We start from the raw sequence: 18209 nt of genomic DNA, 5'->3' as shown, positions 1-18209 counted from the left end.
GACTATATTTTTTCGTCCTGTAAGTGCCCACACAGATTGTCTGTTCAAGTTTTTAAAGAGCTGACAGCTGATTCAAAGTCTTCTCAACTTTCGCTGTCCAAGGGCTGCGTATATTACGCAACTCTGTGGGGTTAGTCAAGGGGATTTTCACCTTCTTTTTCACCTTCTTGTCACTCACCTTATGTGGTGACAGTGGACGGGCATTATAAGAATTTAATTTTCATAAGCAAGAGGAATTTATATATTTATTGATAGTTTGGTTTTTATTTAAACAACGTTAAATTACCAGCCTCCCAACAAAGAGACTTAATGCAATGATAAATAAGGATTTATACTATTTCTTTATAAATTTTCTTATCCAGTTCATATTTGCGCATACGTAAATATAATTTCTTCCGAGGAATTCCTAAATACTGCGCTGCTTCATTAATACGTCCCTGATAATAGTTTAAAGCATCTTCAATGACTTGCTTTTCGTACAAAGACACTTGCTCATCAAGAGAAATATCCTTTTTGTGATTAACTGAATTTGTTGGTAATAACGTAGTCGTAGAATAGAGTCCAATAACATACAATTCTGCTGCACTAGCTAACTCCCGAATATTACCAATCCACTCTCTTTTTATCAGACTACTAATAAATTGGTTTTTGATTGGCATCTCTGGCTTATTTAATCTCTTACAAGATTTCTGAACATAATATTTAAAGATATCACCAATATCTGTCGGATGATCTCTCAAAGCCAACATATGAATTTGTGTGTGTGAAAAAAGATAATAGAGCTCCGGTATAATCAGTTTCTGCTGAATTAAATCCGACAAGGGCTTCTCACTGAGAATAATTAACCGAAATGAACGTTTCTCTGCTTGCTGTGAGTTCACCAACTGAATTTGTTCATTGTGTGATAGACAGTGAATATGACTCAGGATTAATGTTCCTGTAAATTCCTGTTCTATCAGTTTAATCACCTCAATTTTGTCAGGTGACTGGCAATCTTTAATATAAAATAAATGGCTATGATGGCAGTTTAATTGATGTAGATTTTTAGCTGCTAAATGCTTACCAGTTCCCATCTCACCCCAAAGAAAAACCGGAATATCCACATCAGCCAGTCGTTGCAGCTGCTGCTTAAGTTTTTTCATCCAGGGTGAGTGACCAATAAATTCTTCATTTAATATTTTCAATTGCCTTAGGCGATTTTCAACCACTCTTTGACGAATAAACAATGCTTCCTTGACTTTATCCAGTAGCTTTTCTGGTGTTAAAGGTTTTTCTAAAAAGTCAGTTGCTCCTTTTTTAACGGCATCAACAGCCATTGGTACATCACCATGTCCGGTAATCATAATCACCGGCAATTGTGGATCCTGTGTTAAAAACTGTTCCAGTAACACCAGTCCCGAGATGTTAGGTAACAAAACATCACATAAAATAATGCCATTCCAGTTTTCCGGTATTTGTTCAACAATATTTACCGGATCAGCACAGGTAATAACCTGATACCCCTCTTGCTCAAGCAGATCCTGATAGGCCTCTAAAATATCAATATCATCATCGATAAGTAAGATCTGATTCTTATGACTGAACATAATTGGCTTTCCTGAGTTGTAAGATAATTAACGCATGATTATCCAGAGTGGAAGCGATATAAAACTCACCATCACACTGCTTTATAATTGAGTTACTGATCGATAAACCGAGTCCTAAATTTATCGATTTACTGGTAGAAAATGGTTGCAGTAACGGTTCATTAAGTGGCCAGCCTTTACCATTATCAGAAATAGCCAAAACAATCTCCTCTTCTGACTCATACATAATCTCAATAGTAATAATGGTGGGCGATTTTGATGTTGCTTCTATCGAATTCAAAAACAGATTTACAAACACCTGTTGTAATAAAACATCTTCACCAAAAACAACAGGTAGTATTGGAGGTAATATGAGCTGCCCCTGAACCTGTTTATGCTTAGACTCCAGTAAAGACCAGGCACTTTGTATACTTTCCATCAGGTCAACAGGTTGTAATTTACCAACACCTTTACGGGAAAATTGCCTTAGACGCTTAATAATTAGTGCCGTTCTGTCAATAACCTGACTGATTTTATCAAAGTAACGATTTACGGCTACTTCATCATGATTTGCCAGTGCCTTTTTAGCACTAAAAACATAAGCACTTAATGCATTTAAAGGTTGATTAATTTCATGGCTAATAGAAGTCAGTGTTTGGCCAACAATCGCCAGTTTCGCCGTCTGGATAAGTTCGTTTTGAGTAGTGACCAACTCATTTTGTACTTGAATTCGATCCTGAATTTCACTAATAAGTGTTTGGTTGCGCTTTTCCAGCTCTGCATTTTTCTTATTCATCTCAAAGAGAAATGAACGCAGTAAACGTGCAATTCGACCAAGTTCATCAATGCCATAGATCGGTATTTTCACGTTACTTTCCCCGTTATGAAGTCGATCAACGGCATGATTAAGTAATTGAAAACGTTTTAATAACCGAAAACGAATATAGAAAAAATTCACCACAATCAGAAATAAAAACGCAATTAACATGGCACTAAAGATTACTAGTCCACTGATATGCGAACTCTTTTCAACAATATTTTGTAACATTTGTAGCTGTTTTTGACTATTGCCAACCTGGTCCCGCACCTCATAACGAAGCTCGGTTAACAGATCCTCTGCCTGTTCAGTTAACATATTTAGTGACATATCAATATGTTGACGTCTGGTGATATGTGCCGGTAACTGGCTTTCATCTAATCCAATAATAAACAGCTCATCAATGATCTGTTGAATGGTATAAGTTGACGAGTGGATCTCTAATTGTTTGATTTTATTCTCAACCAATAACTTTAAATAAATCAAATAGTTTTTTTGTAATGGATCCGTTCTCCCCTTAACCCCAGTAATTTGCTGTTTCAATTCACTAACAATCTGATCCTCATAAGTAATAAAACCATAAATAAGTTGTAATTCTTGCTGTGACTTTTTTAATGCCTCAAAATGGCTTTTATCATTACTACTCTGTTGATATGTGCTAACTAAAGCCGATTGCTGCCAACTAATTTCTTGTAATAGTGCAGTAAACTCATTATGGAAATCTTCATGCAACCAGTTAACGCGGGCATGTATCTGATTAAACTGTTCAGTACTTGCTAAGCGATCATTGATATTATTGGTTATTTGGTCGAGTAGTTCTGAAAAATGATTAAAAAACTCAACATAACGTGTATCTAGCGAATCTTCTAACTCCCGCATAGTATCTTTTAACGCATTTAAACGGATATCGATACGCGTACGCCATTCCACACGTTCATCAACACTTTTAATACTATATAAATTCAAAAAAGCGTTATTTAATAAATTTAATTGCTCTTCTGCCTGAAAAGCAGCCTGAACTTTAGGAAATCCCTCATCCAGAGCAAAATTAATATCTTTACGTTGCTGCCCAAGAGTATAAAGACCAACAATTCCAACAAATACACTTAACAGGGCGCTAACCAGAAAACAAATTTGCAGACCTTTACTGATATCAAGATATTTAAACCATTTTTTCATTGCAGATCTTCCAGCGTTTTTACAAGTTCTGCTTGTTGCTGACTAAAATATTCCTGCCACTTAAGCAGCTCTGAACTCAGATTAAAATTATTCAGATAATCATCATCAACAGATTGTTGTTCTGTTATCGGAAACGAAGCAATAATCGCTCTGACTTCAGGTAACTGCCTTCCGACTGCTTGTTCTTTTGCATAAATTAAGCGCCAGTTTGTTTTTAGCTGATTTAAACGATAAGTAATCGCATGTTCAAAAAGTAGCTTCACCAGCTCCTGTCTTTTTAATAACAAGTCATAATTAATCTGTGGTTGAGAAAAGAGAAATTGCTGCTTTTCTGCTAATGGATTATCTGTACTCAAAGGCTGAATTGGATATTTACCCGTTTCACTATCACTCAGCGCTCTTTGCCCCTCTTCTGAAAGCAGAAACTGAATAAATGTTAATGCTTCTGCTTTATGCGTACTTTTAGCCGTAACTGAGATGAAGGTAGGTGAAACCGGAAAGTTTGGAAAATAGTGGAAAACCAGTCGATTCCCGCCCAAACTTTCATTTTGGGTTAACAAATTAGCATAATTATCTATCGTAATACCGGCTGCCCCTAAATTCGCCTGAATCTTATCTGCCACACCAAAACTACGTGAGGAGATCGTTCCAACATTGGCAGAAATTTGGCTAATCAGCTCCCAACCCTTATCCCACCCCTGCTGTTGTAATAGCGCTTCAAGCATAATGTGATTCGTTTCTGAACGTGACGGACTACTGATAATCACTAAATCCTGCAAAGCGGGATTAACCAAATCATACCAGTCTCCGGGTATACTTATATTCAGGCTTTCAAACTGTGCAGAATTAGACAAAATTCCATAACCAGAAATAGAGAAAGCCGCCGTAGTATTTTGTAAAACCTCAGGTACAAATTGCGAATGCTGCTTTATTGTTGCGGGTAAGTCAGCCAACTCCCCTTTACTTTGCAATGAATCAAACAGCATAGGTGAAGAACTGAGTATTAAATCAACATTACCCGCTTTAGAAGTCGATAACAACTGGTTAAGTGACATGCTGGTACGATTAAGTGTTCTGATTGGAAAGTGGTTACTCTGTTGTTCCCATACCTTAATTAAATGTACAGTAGCATCAGTCGAAAAGGTCGTGCCAATAACTAATTCCTTAGACATAATGGTAAATGGCATCAATAATAAAAACAGACCAAATAGTCTAAAACATCTTATTCTTATCAACATCTGTCTGTTCACCATCTTATCCTTAATGACTAAACCTGCGAATGTCATTCATATTAACTAAATATCAATGAATAAAACTGGCTGATTTTGTGACGAGTTTCAAAGAAATCAAATTTTGTTAAAAACGTTCTACTCACTGGTTTTGAGTCATTTTTGCATCGTATTTATGTGAGCAAAATAACAGTTTCTATTTTATCCAAATTAATGAGTCATTTTTGACTCATTAATTCCTTTAATTATCTGTTAAACATGACTCAATTTTGGCTATTTTCTGTTCTTTTTTTAATCGTACCAACCTATATAGTACATCTGTGTTATCTCTAAAACCTGCTCTCTGTTCTAAGTAATTAAAAGAGCTTTCTCATTTTAAATTTAAAACATTTGTGTCGATTAGGAGTTGATTATGCTGAAAAAGATTTGTTCAACACTGATAGCTGCCACGTTTACTCTTACACTGTCAGGTACCGTTCTGGCAAAAGAAAAGTTAATCGTTTACACCTCAATGAAAGAATCTCTCATTGGAGCATTAAAAAATAAGTTTATGGAACAATACCCGGAAGTTGATATGGATTACCAATCAGCCGGCGCCGGAAAATTAATGGCAAAAATAGCTACAGAAAAAGAATCAGGTAACATCATGGCTGATGTAATCTGGACAAGTGAAGTCCCTGACTTCTTTAGTATGCAAAAAAATGGCATGTTACACCCTTATATTTCTCCAGAAGTTGAAAATATTGTTAACCCAATTCCGGATTATGATGGTTCTTTTACCGCTATTCGTCTTGGTACATTAGGTATCGCTTATAACACCCGTTACGTGAAAAATGATCCACCTAAAGAGTGGGAAGATATTTTAAAGCCACAATTTAAAGGTGCATTTGGTATTGCGAATCCGGCCTTATCCGGTACCTCTTATATGAGTGTTGCTCTACTAAAATCAGAATTCGGCTGGGAGTTTTTTGAAAAACTACGAGCTAACCGGGCTAAAGTAGGTAAAGGTGCTGGTCAGGTAATTGACGATACAGCATCAGGCGATTTATTGGCTTCACTGGCCGTTGACTACATCACTAACGATAAAATCAATAAAGGTGCATCACTTAAACTGATCTTCCCTAAACAAATGCTAGTGATTCCAAGCCCTGCAGCCATCATTAAAGGAACCAATAACCTAAGTGCCGCACAGAAATTTATCGACTTCTTACTTTCAGAGGATGGTCAAAAGATCATTGCTGGAGAAGGTACATTACCGGTCAGAAAAGGGATTACTTTAGATCCTAAATTCAATATGCCAACTGCAGAAGAAGCGATTGAACGTGCGATTCCAATTGATTATCAAAGCTTAATTGCAGAGAAAGAAGAAACCATCAAACGTTTCACACAAATTATTCAAGGTCGTAACTAATTTTATTGTCTTGCTGCAGAACACAAATTCTGCAGCTTTTTTGCATTGATAAATGGAAGAATGATATGGCAACAATTACATTCGAAAATATCAGTAAGAAATTTGGTAATAATGAAGTTCTCAAAAACCTCTCTCTTGTTGTAGAGGATGGTGAGTGCTTCACCCTGCTTGGTCCTTCAGGTTGTGGTAAAACTGTATTACTGCGTTTACTTGCTGGCTTTGATGTACCTGATTCAGGGCGCATCCTAATCGATGATCACGTGGTCACCGATCCCGATAAACATATTGATATTCAACCTGACCAACGCGATCTTGGCGTTGTATTTCAGGACTACGCAGTTTGGCCACATATGACGGTGTTTGATAACATCGCCTACCCACTCAAACTCAAAAAAATTGATAAAGACACCATGAACGAACAAGTCATGGAAATCGTAGATCTGGTTAACCTCACAGGTTTAGAACAGCGTCTTCCTTCGCAGCTTTCAGGTGGGCAACAACAGCGCGTGGCACTTGCTCGTGCTCTCATTGCTAAGCCCTCTTTAATGCTCCTGGACGAACCACTGAATAACCTTGATGCTAATCTGCGTGAAGAGATGCGCTTTGAAATTAAAGAATTACAAAAAAAGCTTGGCATCACTATTTTATATGTCACCCATGATCAGGAAATTGCACTGGCTATCTCTGATCGTCTGGCCATTATGGATAAAGAGGGGAACATCAGGCAAATAGGTACACCGTGGGAAATTTACGAAAAATCAGCCAATGAAATGGTCTTTAAGTTTATGGGACTGGCTAACTTTCTCCCGATCAGGTATGAACAAGATCACCATTTAGTCGGGCATGGGCAGCAACAGCTCATCTGGGACAACCTACCTGCTGAATCAGGAAAAGTGGGCTGCCGTCCCTCTGATATTATCCTCTCAAAAACCGGTCAGGGTCTGCAAGGAAAAGTCGTTCGGGCAAGCTTTCTTGGTGCGGTCATGGATTATATGGTGGAAGTTGATGGCGTTACATTACGTACTGAAGTGTCGACCAATACAGCCTTACAAAACGATCTCATGTTTAAAGATGATGAACCCTGTATTGTCAATTTCCATGAACTGCTATGGTTCCCTGATAATGCAGAAACGGTAAGGAGCTAAACATGGCGACTATCATTAAAAAAAGCCCATTTAATGTGGCAAATCTAATCTTAGCAATTTCTATTGGTATCCTCGTTATCGTTGTTGCCGTTCCTGTGTTATTAATCTTTATTAACTCATTCTGGGTTGACGGACAATTTAACGTTACCGATGTAGTTAAAATTTTACAACAGCCTGAAACCTATGAAGCACTACTCAATTCACTCTTTATTGCGGGTGGTGTAACTATCATGAGTACCTGTGTAGGCACCTTCTTTGCCTGGCTGGTCACTCGTACCGACTTGCCTTATAAAGGGCTAATGAAAATCATGTTCCTGGTCCCGTTTATGCTACCGTCTTTTATCGGTGCACTGGCTTGGAAGATGCTTTTATCTCCTCGTGCCGGTTACATTAATCGCTTCTTTATGGATACCTTTGGTTTTGAAGATGCTATTTTCAATATCTATAGCTATGGCGGTATTATGGCTGTAGAGACAATGTATCTCTTTCCATTTGTATTTATTCAGGTATGTGGTGCACTTGAACGTATGGACCCTACACTGGAAGAATCTGCCCGTATTTCTGGCGCCAGTCTGTTTACCATTACTCGTAAGATAACCATTCCACTGGTGATGCCAAGTATCGTTTCTGGTGCATTACTTATCATGCTTTACTCAATGGCACACTTCGGTACTGTTGCGGTACTTGGGGTTGAGAATGGTATCTTTAATATCCCAACTTTGATTTATGAAAGAATCCACCAAAGTGCTGGTAGCTTTGATGCAATTCGTACCGGTACAGTACTGGCAACAGTTCTGGTTGCAACGGCGGCATTTATTATCTGGCTACAAAATAAGATGCTTAGCAAAGGCCGTTTCCAGATTATTGCGGGTAAAAGTTTCCGACCAGTAGAAGTAAAACTACGCGGACTCAGAAAACCACTGCTCATCGTCTGTTTACTCTACATTGCTTTTACCATCGTACTACCAACAGTGACTATCTTTATGGTTGGTGGACTGAAAACTTATGGCCTGCCAATGACATGGGAAAACCTGACACTGGAAAACTATAAGTTTATTCTGTTTGACTGGCAATTAACCAAAGACGCCATTAAAAACAGTGTATTACTTGGCCTTGCTGCTGCCGTTATCACCATGTTTGCAGGTGTAATGATCTCTTACGTCATTGTTAAAATGCGTGTCAGAGGTAAAGGTATTCTTGAGTTTTTAGGTATGCTGCCATTCTCTGTACCGGGCTCAGTTATTGCACTGGGTGTGATTTTAGCGTGGAGCGGAAAATTCGGTATCAATCTGTATAACACGGTCTGGATTATTCTGGTTGCCTATATCGCACGTTATATGGCGTTCTCACTTAAAGCTAACTCAGCAGCACTAGAGCAAGTACATGATTCCTTAGTTGAAGCAGCTCGTGCCAGTGGCGCCTCCATGTGGCAATCACTTAAAGATATCGTGATTCCACTCGTTCGTCCGGGTATGGTCGCGGCATTCTTCTTAATTTTCTTACCAGCACTGCGCGAATTAACCGTTTCAGTCATGTTATATGGTCCGTCAACCAGAACCATTGGTGTGGCAATCTATACACTAAATGAAGATGGTGAAACGGTTTACTCCGCAGCACTGGCAGGTATCGCTTTAATCATCATTGTCTTTGGACAAACGGTCATTAAACGCTATGCCGGTAAAAGAGTTAAAAAAAGTAAATAACCGCCGAATTCAGGAATAGTAAGGAGAATAAGATGAGTTACATACAACTTAATCATGTCATGAAAAAATTCGGTGATGTTATCGCGATAGAAGACTTAAGCCTGTCTATTGAAAAAGGTGAATGCTTTTCTATGCTCGGTCCATCAGGTTGTGGTAAAACCACAACCTTACGAATGATTGCCGGATTTGAAGATTTAGATGGTGGAGAAATTAAAGTAGGTGAAAACCTGCTTTCCTCCAAAATAACTAACTTCTATTTACCACCAGAAAAGCGCAATTTTGGTATGGTGTTTCAGGCCTTTGCGGTTTGGCCACATATGACAGTTTATGATAATGTCGCTTTTCCACTTAAGATCAAAAAACTACCAAAACATGAAATTGAAAAACGTACTACCGATGCGTTAAAGCATACTAATCTACTCAGCGTGGCACAAAAAAGTCCGGATGATTTGTCTGGTGGGGGTAAGCAGCGTGTGGCTTTAGCTCGTGCTCTGGCTATTAACCCTGATGTTATGTTGTTAGATGAGCCACTATCCAGTCTCGATCCCCATCTGCGTGAAGAAATGCGTTTTGAAATCAAAGCACTACAGCGCCAGTTTGGATTCTCAATCATCTATGTTACTCATGACCAGTCAGAAGCGATGGCGCTCTCTGATCGTATCATGGTAATGAAGAAAGGTGTTATTCAGCAGATCGACACACCTCTTGAGATCTATAACAATCCATCTAACCGCTTTGTATTTAATTTCATCGGGTTATCTAACCAGATTACGGTCAATTTATCTCAACAGGGAGTCATACTACCCGGTTGTAGTGACGTGTTTGATATTCAACCACCACCACCACCAGAGCTGATACAAGAAGGTCGGGCAATTCTTGCCAGTCGTCCATCTGAAATCCGCTTTGTGGCACAAGGCGGCATCCCGGGCGTGGTTAAACGTCGTTCCTATCTTGGCGAGGTCATTGATTACAATATTATGCTTGGTGATCAAGAAATTCGGGTACAAAAAGGTCGTCGTGACCCTGGGCCAAATGAGGGGGAAACCTGTCAGGTGATATTTAGCAAATTACATTGGTATTCCTGTAATTCTGTCGCAGAATAATCACACTGTTTAATGTAGTACTTTCCTAAATCAGCCGGTGTCACTACCGGCTTTCTTCTTACCTGTTGAATATAAATATACTTATCTATTTAATTCTTTCTATGATCTCCAGACTAATATCTGCTCACAAAGGAAGCATGATAGATATGCCACTAAGTCAACTTGTTGGCAGGGGTCTGGTTATTGATATTTCCCATTTACCCGAAAATGGTCTGGCAACACAAGCATTAATTCAGGAATGGGAAGTCAACAATACAGCGATTCAACCAAATGATATAGCTTTTTCTATACCGGACAAGAAAAGTACCGGGCATTAAAACTAAATCATAAACAGTTTATTGAAAACTGGCATGTTTGGGTAAAGACGGTGCAGAGTATTTACGTGATAAAGATATCAAAGCGGTTGGAACTGACGCTATTGCTATTGATGCAACCGAACACGGTGATCATCCGGCTCATTACACGTTACTGGGAGCGAACATTGCTATTATTGAGAACTTAACCAACCTAAAACAACTTACTCAGCCCTTTATTTTCCTGGCGTTTCCACTCAAGATTAAACAAGGTTCGGTCTCACCGATTCGGGCGGTGGCATTTATTGAGAAGTAACTGATAATTCATACTCAATAAATAAAAACAGAATCCATCAGGATTCTGTTTTTTTATTCATTTCAAGCACCAGTTTCTGGCTAAAATTTTGCGCAAACTCAGTAACCTTTTCCCAATTAGTATATTCAACAATTGGTTTTTTCACATCAGTTTCCCCTTTACCCATCCACATAATCAGGCGGATCATATTGCGATCTAAAGTACCATAACGTGGATAATAAAGAGCACCAGCAAACACCGCTGCCATAGTCGGTTTCCATGGCGATTTCTCTAAAAACTTACGTGTATAGAGATTAGTTTCAGGTGTGTTCTTATTGGGTTTACGCGCTACCATATTGACACCAAAAAAGGCAGTAAACATATGGTTCAGCTCATAATAATTTTCAGTGATAAACTTCTTTAGTGCTTGAGGATAATAGCCATAACGAATAGAGCTACCAACAAGCACTCCCTGATAATGAGATAAGTTGATCATCGTCTCAGATTTTAAATGTACTAAATCATACTCAATATCAGTCGTCAGTTGCTCAGCAATACGCTGCATAATCTTACGCGTTTGCCCTTCTCGTGTGGTATATAATAGTAATACTTTCATAATCTCTCACTCAATATATAACATATTGATTTCATTGAATATTTTAACTTCGCCAAAATGTTGGTGTAAATAAAACAAGCAATGTGAAAATTTCCAGCCGTCCAAATAACATATCAATGATCATCACCCACTTAGTGATATCATTCACACCTGCAAAACTATCACCAATACTGCCAAGCCCAAGACCTAAGTTATTGAGCGATGTAGCGACGATATAAAAAGCGTCTGATGCATCAATACCACTGGCGATAATAATAAAAAAGCTAACTAAAAAGACAAACATATAAGCGACTAAGAATCCCCAGACAGATTCGATAATACGCTCAGGTAATACCTTATTGCCAAGTTTCAGACTATAAATCGCATTAGGGTGAACTAAACGTTTCAGCTCTCTGACACCTTGCAGATAAAGTAATAATACACGAACTACTTTAAGTCCACCACCCGTTGAACCGGCGCAACTTCCGATAAACGAAGCACACACGAGCAGGATGGGTAAAAACGCAGGCCATTTATTAATATCATCAACAGAATAGCCGGTAGTCGTTGCTGTCGCGACAACCTGTAACACCAACTGATCAAATGAGATTTCTACGTGCCCGGCTTTGGTCCAGTAGATAACAATAGTACTGATAATTACCAGTGCCAGCAGAATAAAAATAAAGGTACGGAACTCCTGATCTCGCCAGTAAGTTGCCGGATTAAACGTTTTAAATGCGACGAAGTGTAAACCAAAGTTACAGCCAGCTAAGATCAGAAAGAAAGTGATGATGTAATTGATAATCGGATTATTAAAATGAGCCAGACCTGCATCATGCGTAGAGAAACCACCCATAGCAATAGTTGAGAAGCTGTGAGAAATCGCATCAAACCAATCCATCCCGGCAAACCACAAACTACATGCACACACGACAGTAATTAGCATGTAAATAAACCACAATGTTTTTGCTGTCTGGGCAATACGCGGACGCATTTTACTGTCTTTTTGCGGGCCCGGAATTTCAGCTCTATATAGCTGCATCCCCCCGACACCAAGTAATGGTAGTATTGCAACCGCAAGTACGATGATACCCATACCACCAAGCCACTGCAGCAGCTGACGATAAAATAACAAGGCTTTAGGTAATTTATCTAACCCGGAGATAGTCGTAGCACCGGTTGTAGTTAAACCAGAAAATGACTCAAAAAAAGCATTGGTGATATCTAAATTAATATGGCTATCAAACAAGAACGGAAAGGCACCAATAGTACCAAGCACCACCCAGAACAGGACGACGATCAAAAATCCTTCACGAGTATTAAGCTCACTGCGATAATTATGATTAGGAATCCAGAGTACACAGCCCAAAATCAACGCAGCAACAAAAGACTGAATGAAGATCGCACCGCCACCATCACGATAAATTAACGCGACAATACCGGGCAACAGCATAAAGAATGAGAGCAGTGTAATCAGTAATCCGACGATACGGATAATTGAACGAACATGCATAATCAGCCTTAACTCAACTCGTTAATTATTTAAATCCTTTATGGGATTTTATTAAATCGTAAGCCGCCTGAATCTCTTGAGCGCGTTGCTTCGCCGCTTCCAGCATTTCTTTTGGCAATCCTTTAGACACTAATTTATCTGGATGGTGTTCATTCATCAATTTACGATAAGCACGTTTAATCGTGGTAATATCTGCTGATTCATCAATACCAAGCACACGATATGCATCAGCCAGCGAAGGTCCACGCGGTTGCTGATAGCTTTGTCTTTGACCACTGCTTTGTTGGTATTGCTGCTGATACTGTTGTTGATACGAATAACCACCGCGCTGATGGAACTGATAGCTCCCCATCATCATCTGAATATACATACTCATCTGAGCATATGGAATATGGAACTCTTCTGCAACAATGTATAAGATGTCTTTCTCGCGATCATCCAGTTTCCCGTCATTGAGTGCAGCCTGAATCAGCTGTTCACAAAATACGCGCAGCACATTGCTTTGATGGCGATACGCCGCATAAAGTTCTTTTAGACGATCACGCAGCGGATAGCCGGTATCCTTACCACGGTTAAATGAATCCTGAGCAAGCTTTCTGGCTGCACCTTGTAGCTGCAATTGATCCATCATCTGATTAGCAATTTTGATGTCATCTTGTGTGACCACGCCTTTTGCTTTACTTAAATGGCCGAGTACTTCAAAGGTGACACTTAAAAATAGCGTTGGGTTAGCATTCTTTTGAGCCATAAAGCCATAAAAGAAACGACCTAGCATCGGTCCGACAAATAAACCGAGCAAAAAGCCCCAAAACCCCATTTTGAACACCAGCATAAACACTGCGCCGGTAATCAGTCCCCATAATCCTGACATTATGCTTTTTCCTTAATAAACAAGTTCATTAACCCTCGACCTCAATCTGATCAATACGCTGTAAACCGCGTGGAAGCAATGTTCCACGACGCCCACGTTCTGCCATAAATTTTTGTAAATCAATAGCATGTAACGTTAATTTACGTTTGCCTACATGTAATGTGATGGATGCCTGAGGAGAAATCAACATAATATGCGATAAATAATCTTCCCGCTTCTCTGCCTGGGCACTTGGTATAGAGATAATCTTATTACCCTTACCTTTTGCCAGATCCGGTAAATCTTTCACCGGGAACAATAGCATTCGTCCGGCAGAAGTGATTGATAATAACAAGCTATCATCGGAGTGAATTTCCAGCGGTGGTAATACTTTGGCGTTTTTAGGTAAAGTAATAATCGCTTTACCATTACGGTTACGTGCCACTAAATCACTAAACTGGCAAATAAAACCATAACCAGCATCCGATGCCATCAAGAGTTTTTGATCGTCACTGGCCGACATCACCGCGTGATCAACAACAGCACCTGGTGGCAGAGTTAATTTACCTGTCAGCGGCTCGCCCTGACCACGTGCTGATGGCAAAGAGTTTGGCTCAACAGCGTAACTACGACCGGTCGAGTCAATAAACACTACCGGTTGATTACTCTTACCTTTAGCAGAAGTTTTAAAACTGTCACCAGATTTATAACTTAATGAGGTTGGATCAATATCATGCCCTTTAGCACTACGTACCCAGCCCATTTCCGATAACACAATAGTCACCGGTTCTGATGGCGTTAAATCCTGTTCACTGATCGCTTTAGCTTCTGAGCGTTCAACAATGGGTGAACGTCTTTCGTCACCAAATTTATCAGCATCAGCAATCAGCTCTTTCTTAATCAAAGTACTTAGCTTTTTAGGTGAGGCTAACAGAGCTTGCAATTGATCGCGCTCTTTAGCTAAATCAGCCTGCTCACCTTTAATTTTAATCTCTTCAAGTTTAGCTAAATGGCGGAGTTTTAATTCAAGAATTGCCTCGGCCTGAATTTCTGTCAGGTTAAAGCGTGCCATTAGCACTTCTTTTGGTTCATCTTCGTGACGAATGATATGAATGACTTCATCAATGTTTAAAAATGCAACCAGTAAACCATCTAAAATATGTAAACGTTTTAAGATCTTATCTAAACGATAATTCAAACGGCGAGTGACGGTTAAACGACGATATTCCAGCCACTCAGTCAAAATAGTCACCAGACCTTTTACCGCCGGCTTATTATCCAGACCGATCATGTTCATATTAACACGATAGCTTTTCTCTAAATCTGTGGTAGCAAACAGATGATTCATCACTTGCTCTGCATCAACACGATTTGAACGAGGGACAAGCACTAAACGGGTTGGATTCTCATGATCAGACTCATCACGCAGGTCTTCAATCAGTGGCAACTTTTTAGCCCGCATTTGTGCAGCGATTTGTTCCAGAACCTTCGCGCCAGAAGTTTGGTGCGGTAAATCGGTAATAACAATATCGCTCTCTTCTTTACGCCATACTGCGCGCATACGGATTGAACCACGACCAGATTCATAAATTTTAGCGATATCAGCTGGTGGAGTAATAATCTCAGCAGCAGTCGGATAATCAGGGCCTTGTACATGAGCCATCACGTCTTGCAGAGTCGCTTTGGGATTATCCAGTAACATAATAGCTGCTTGTGCTACTTCACGAATATTGTGTGGTGGGATATCTGTTGCCATACCAACCGCAATACCAGTGGTACCATTAAGCAGAATATTTGGCAGGCGTGCTGGCAACATTTTAGGTTCTTGCAGAGTACCATCAAAGTTTGGTACGTAATCTACTGTTCCCTGACCAAGCTCACCAAGCAATAATTCAGCATATTTTGACAGGCGAGACTCGGTATAACGCATCGCAGCAAACGATTTAGGATCATCCGGCGCACCCCAGTTACCTTGTCCGTCAACCAGTGGATAACGATAGGAGAAAGGCTGTGCCATCAGCACCATTGCTTCATAACAAGCACTATCACCATGGGGATGATATTTACCCAGCACGTCCCCCACGGTACGGGCGGATTTTTTAAATTTGGCCTGCGCATTTAAACCCAGTTCTGACATCGCATACACAATACGACGCTGTACCGGTTTGAGCCCATCGCCTAAAAAAGGTAAAGCACGGTCCATGATCACGTACATGGAATAGTTTAAGTATGCCCCTTCGGTAAAAGTGTGTAGCGGTAAACGTTCTACACCATCATGAGTTATCTCACTCATTCTTCTTCCTCAAAATTTTCTATTTTTAACCAGTCGGAACTGGCCAATGAATATTCTTTTTAATACTAATCTGTTTATTTGTTAACATCTTGATTTATATTATTTTATTTAAAAATTTCTGCTTATAAATCAAGGAGTTATAAATCACACTTCTAATTCAACCAAATCGCCTTTTTCCTGTAACCATTCACGGCGATCTTCAGAACGCTTCTTCGCCAGCAACATATCCATCAAAATCATGGTCTGTTCTGTGTCTTCCAAAGTCAGCTGCACTAAGCGGCGTGTATTAGGATCCATGGTTGTTTCACGCAGTTGCAGTGGATTCATCTCACCCAAACCTTTAAAGCGCTGCACATTTGGTTTACCTTTTTTGCGTTTTAGTTGTTCAAGAACACCTTCTTTCTCTTCTTCATCAAGCGCATAGTAAACTTCTTTCCCAAGGTCAATACGGTAAAGTGGTGGCATAGCGACATAAACGTGGCCCTGTTCCACCATCGTACGGAAGTGTTTCACAAACAGCGCGCACAGTAGAGTGGCAATATGTAAACCATCGGAGTCCGCATCAGCTAAAATACAGATTTTGCCATAACGTAGTTGAGACAAATCATCACTATCGGGATCAATACCAATCGCTACAGAGATATCATGGATCTCTTGTGAACCCAGTACCTCGTCAGAGGAGATTTCCCACGTATTTAAGATTTTACCTTTAAGTGGCATAATCGCCTGAAACTCACGATCACGAGCCTGCTTGGCAGAACCACCTGCAGAATCCCCTTCCACTAAAAAGAGTTCAGTACGTTGTAAATCCTGAGAAGAGCAATCAGCCAGTTTACCCGGCAGTGCCGGTCCGCTGGTTAATTTTTTACGAATGACTTTTTTAGACGCACGCAGACGTTTTTGCGCGCTGGAAATCGCCATTTCAGCCAAGAGTTCAGCAATTTGAACATTCTGATTAAGCCATAAACTAAATGCATCTTTAACGATAGCGGAGACAAAAGCTGCAGACTGACGAGAAGATAAACGCTCTTTAGTCTGACCTGCAAACTGTGGATCCTGCATTTTAACAGAAAGCACGTAAGCACAGCGCTCCCAAATATCATCAGCCGTCAGTTTTAAGCCTCGTGGTAATAAGTTATGGAACTCACAGAATTCACGCATCGCATCCAAAAGTCCCTGGCGCAGACCATTAACATGCGTACCGCCCTGAACAGTTGGGATAAGATTGACATAGCTTTCTGTCAACAATTCACCACCTTCCGGTAACCAGAGCAAAGCCCATTCAACTGCTTCAACATCACCAGCGTAATTACCAACAAACGGTACTTCTGGTAGCAGAGTAAAACCAGTGACTGATTCCATTAAATAATCAGTTAAACCATCTTCATAACACCATCTCTGCTTAGTATCATTAACTTTATCAACAAAGACGATCTCAAGCCCTGGGCATAACACCGCTTTGGCTTTTAATAAATGCGCTAAACGAGTGCTGGAAAATTTTGGTGAATCAAAGAATTTTTCTTCCGGCCAGAAATGCACTTTCGTTCCGGTATTACGACGTCCGCAGGTACCTGTCACGTGTAAGTCTTCAACTTTTTCACCTTTCTCAAAAGCGATTTCATACACCTGACCATCACGATTAACAGTGACTTCAACACGCTTTGACAGTGCATTTACTACAGAAATACCAACACCGTGCAAACCACCAGAGAACTGATAGTTTTTATTTGAAAACTTACCACCGGCATGCAATCTGCACAGTAATAGTTCGATAGCCGGTACACCCTCTTCCGGGTGAATATCAACTGGCATACCACGACCATCGTCAATGACTTCCAGCGACTGATCGGCATGCAAAATAACCTGAATATGTTTAGCATATCCGGCTAAGGCTTCGTCAACGCTGTTATCGATGACTTCCTGCCCTAAATGGTTTGGACGCGTAGTATCAGTATACATACCAGGTCTGTGACGAACCGGATCAAGCCCTTTTAGAACTTCAATATCTGTTGCGTTATAACTTGATTGTGCCATAAATTGCTTATCTTTAATGAACCAGACACCATATCGGTGCACGTTAAAATTATCAAATGGGGGCTATTATACTGGAAATCATGATTTGACGATAGACGTTCCGATCAATCACTATAAATAGTCATTTTGATAAGAGTAAATCAAATCGTTATTTTACCTTAGCCATAACGATTTATTTGATTAT

The 18209-nt window shown here is 39.9% G+C and carries 14 protein-coding genes; 6 read left to right on the top strand and 8 right to left on the bottom strand.

The annotated features are described in order from the left end of the window. Window positions 1–329 precede the first annotated feature (329 nt). From IPMB12_RS03340 to IPMB12_RS03330, 3 genes are read right to left on the bottom strand one after another with little or no spacing between them, the layout of a single operon-like run. A complete protein-coding gene (locus IPMB12_RS03340; RefSeq protein WP_166914949.1) occupies window positions 330–1586 on the bottom strand; it encodes a sigma-54-dependent transcriptional regulator in 1257 nt (418 codons plus the stop codon). Next, on the bottom strand, window positions 1573–3561 hold the full coding sequence (locus tag IPMB12_RS03335) for an ATP-binding protein (protein WP_166914947.1): 1989 nt from the start codon (window positions 3559–3561) through the stop codon (window positions 1573–1575). Before IPMB12_RS03335 ends, IPMB12_RS03340 begins: the two co-directional genes overlap by 14 nt. Further along, window positions 3558–4733: an ABC transporter substrate-binding protein gene (locus IPMB12_RS03330; protein ID WP_208293536.1), complete on the bottom strand. Its 1176-nt coding sequence runs from the start codon at window positions 4731–4733 to the stop codon at window positions 3558–3560. The genes IPMB12_RS03335 and IPMB12_RS03330 overlap by 4 nt, the downstream gene beginning before the upstream one ends. A gap of 469 nt (window positions 4734–5202) precedes the next feature. Between IPMB12_RS03330 and IPMB12_RS03325 the strand changes: the two genes are divergently transcribed. The 6 genes from IPMB12_RS03325 to IPMB12_RS03300 all read left to right on the top strand — a co-directional run bounded on the left by IPMB12_RS03325 (window position 5203) and on the right by IPMB12_RS03300 (window position 10761). Then, a complete protein-coding gene (locus IPMB12_RS03325) occupies window positions 5203–6201 on the top strand; it encodes an ABC transporter substrate-binding protein (protein WP_166914945.1) in 999 nt (332 codons plus the stop codon). A gap of 65 nt (window positions 6202–6266) precedes the next feature. Then, window positions 6267–7346 (top strand): ABC transporter ATP-binding protein, encoded by a 1080-nt coding sequence (locus IPMB12_RS03320; protein ID WP_166914943.1) that lies wholly within the window; start codon window positions 6267–6269, stop codon window positions 7344–7346. A 2-nt stretch (window positions 7347–7348) separates the two neighbouring features. After that, the gene (locus IPMB12_RS03315; protein ID WP_166914941.1) at window positions 7349–9049 is read left to right on the top strand and encodes an ABC transporter permease; all 1701 of its coding nucleotides are present in this window, start codon (window positions 7349–7351) and stop codon (window positions 9047–9049) included. A gap of 32 nt (window positions 9050–9081) precedes the next feature. Next, entirely contained in the window at window positions 9082–10152 is a 1071-nt protein-coding gene (locus IPMB12_RS03310; RefSeq protein WP_166914938.1) for an ABC transporter ATP-binding protein, read from the top strand. A 146-nt stretch (window positions 10153–10298) separates the two neighbouring features. Further along, a complete protein-coding gene (locus tag IPMB12_RS03305; protein ID WP_166914936.1) occupies window positions 10299–10469 on the top strand; it encodes a cyclase family protein in 171 nt (56 codons plus the stop codon). Window positions 10470–10506: 37 nt separating this feature from the next. Then, window positions 10507–10761, top strand: coding sequence for a cyclase family protein (locus IPMB12_RS03300; protein WP_166914934.1), 255 nt, complete (start codon window positions 10507–10509; stop codon window positions 10759–10761). 37 nt (window positions 10762–10798) lie between these two features. On the opposite strand, the gene hemG is transcribed toward IPMB12_RS03300, so the two are convergent. The 5 genes from hemG to parE form a co-directional block, all read right to left on the bottom strand. Beyond that, window positions 10799–11356: a menaquinone-dependent protoporphyrinogen IX dehydrogenase gene (gene hemG, locus IPMB12_RS03295; protein WP_166914932.1), complete on the bottom strand. Its 558-nt coding sequence runs from the start codon at window positions 11354–11356 to the stop codon at window positions 10799–10801. A gap of 43 nt (window positions 11357–11399) precedes the next feature. Next, entirely contained in the window at window positions 11400–12848 is a 1449-nt protein-coding gene (locus tag IPMB12_RS03290) for a TrkH family potassium uptake protein (RefSeq protein ID WP_166914930.1), read from the bottom strand. 25 nt (window positions 12849–12873) lie between these two features. Further along, a complete protein-coding gene (djlA, locus tag IPMB12_RS03285; protein ID WP_166914928.1) occupies window positions 12874–13719 on the bottom strand; it encodes a co-chaperone DjlA in 846 nt (281 codons plus the stop codon). A 28-nt stretch (window positions 13720–13747) separates the two neighbouring features. Then, window positions 13748–15991, bottom strand: coding sequence for a DNA topoisomerase IV subunit A (parC, locus tag IPMB12_RS03280; RefSeq protein WP_166914926.1), 2244 nt, complete (start codon window positions 15989–15991; stop codon window positions 13748–13750). Between the two features lie 144 nt (window positions 15992–16135). Further along, on the bottom strand, window positions 16136–18025 hold the full coding sequence (gene parE / locus IPMB12_RS03275) for a DNA topoisomerase IV subunit B (protein WP_166914923.1): 1890 nt from the start codon (window positions 18023–18025) through the stop codon (window positions 16136–16138). Window positions 18026–18209: the final 184 nt, after the last annotated feature.

Source organism: Zophobihabitans entericus, assembly GCF_011745665.1.
Classification (GTDB): Bacteria; Pseudomonadota; Gammaproteobacteria; order Enterobacterales; family Orbaceae; genus Zophobihabitans; species Zophobihabitans entericus.
This window is presented reverse-complemented; position numbering and strand designations above follow the sequence as displayed.

Coding starts and splice junctions, on each gene's coding strand:
- djlA (WP_166914928.1), bottom strand. CDS start 13,719: ATGTCAGGATTATGGGGACTGATTACCGGCGCAGTGTTTATGCTGGTG.
- IPMB12_RS03310 (WP_166914938.1), top strand. CDS start 9,082: ATGAGTTACATACAACTTAATCATGTCATGAAAAAATTCGGTGATGTT.
- IPMB12_RS03320 (WP_166914943.1), top strand. CDS start 6,267: ATGGCAACAATTACATTCGAAAATATCAGTAAGAAATTTGGTAATAAT.
- hemG (WP_166914932.1), bottom strand. CDS start 11,356: ATGAAAGTATTACTATTATATACCACACGAGAAGGGCAAACGCGTAAG.
- IPMB12_RS03315 (WP_166914941.1), top strand. CDS start 7,349: ATGGCGACTATCATTAAAAAAAGCCCATTTAATGTGGCAAATCTAATC.
- IPMB12_RS03340 (WP_166914949.1), bottom strand. CDS start 1,586: ATGTTCAGTCATAAGAATCAGATCTTACTTATCGATGATGATATTGAT.
- IPMB12_RS03335 (WP_166914947.1), bottom strand. CDS start 3,561: ATGAAAAAATGGTTTAAATATCTTGATATCAGTAAAGGTCTGCAAATT.
- IPMB12_RS03305 (WP_166914936.1), top strand. CDS start 10,299: ATGCCACTAAGTCAACTTGTTGGCAGGGGTCTGGTTATTGATATTTCC.
- parC (WP_166914926.1), bottom strand. CDS start 15,991: ATGAGTGAGATAACTCATGATGGTGTAGAACGTTTACCGCTACACACT.
- IPMB12_RS03330 (WP_208293536.1), bottom strand. CDS start 4,733: ATGTCTAAGGAATTAGTTATTGGCACGACCTTTTCGACTGATGCTACT.
- IPMB12_RS03290 (WP_166914930.1), bottom strand. CDS start 12,848: ATGCATGTTCGTTCAATTATCCGTATCGTCGGATTACTGATTACACTG.
- IPMB12_RS03325 (WP_166914945.1), top strand. CDS start 5,203: ATGCTGAAAAAGATTTGTTCAACACTGATAGCTGCCACGTTTACTCTT.
- parE (WP_166914923.1), bottom strand. CDS start 18,025: ATGGCACAATCAAGTTATAACGCAACAGATATTGAAGTTCTAAAAGGG.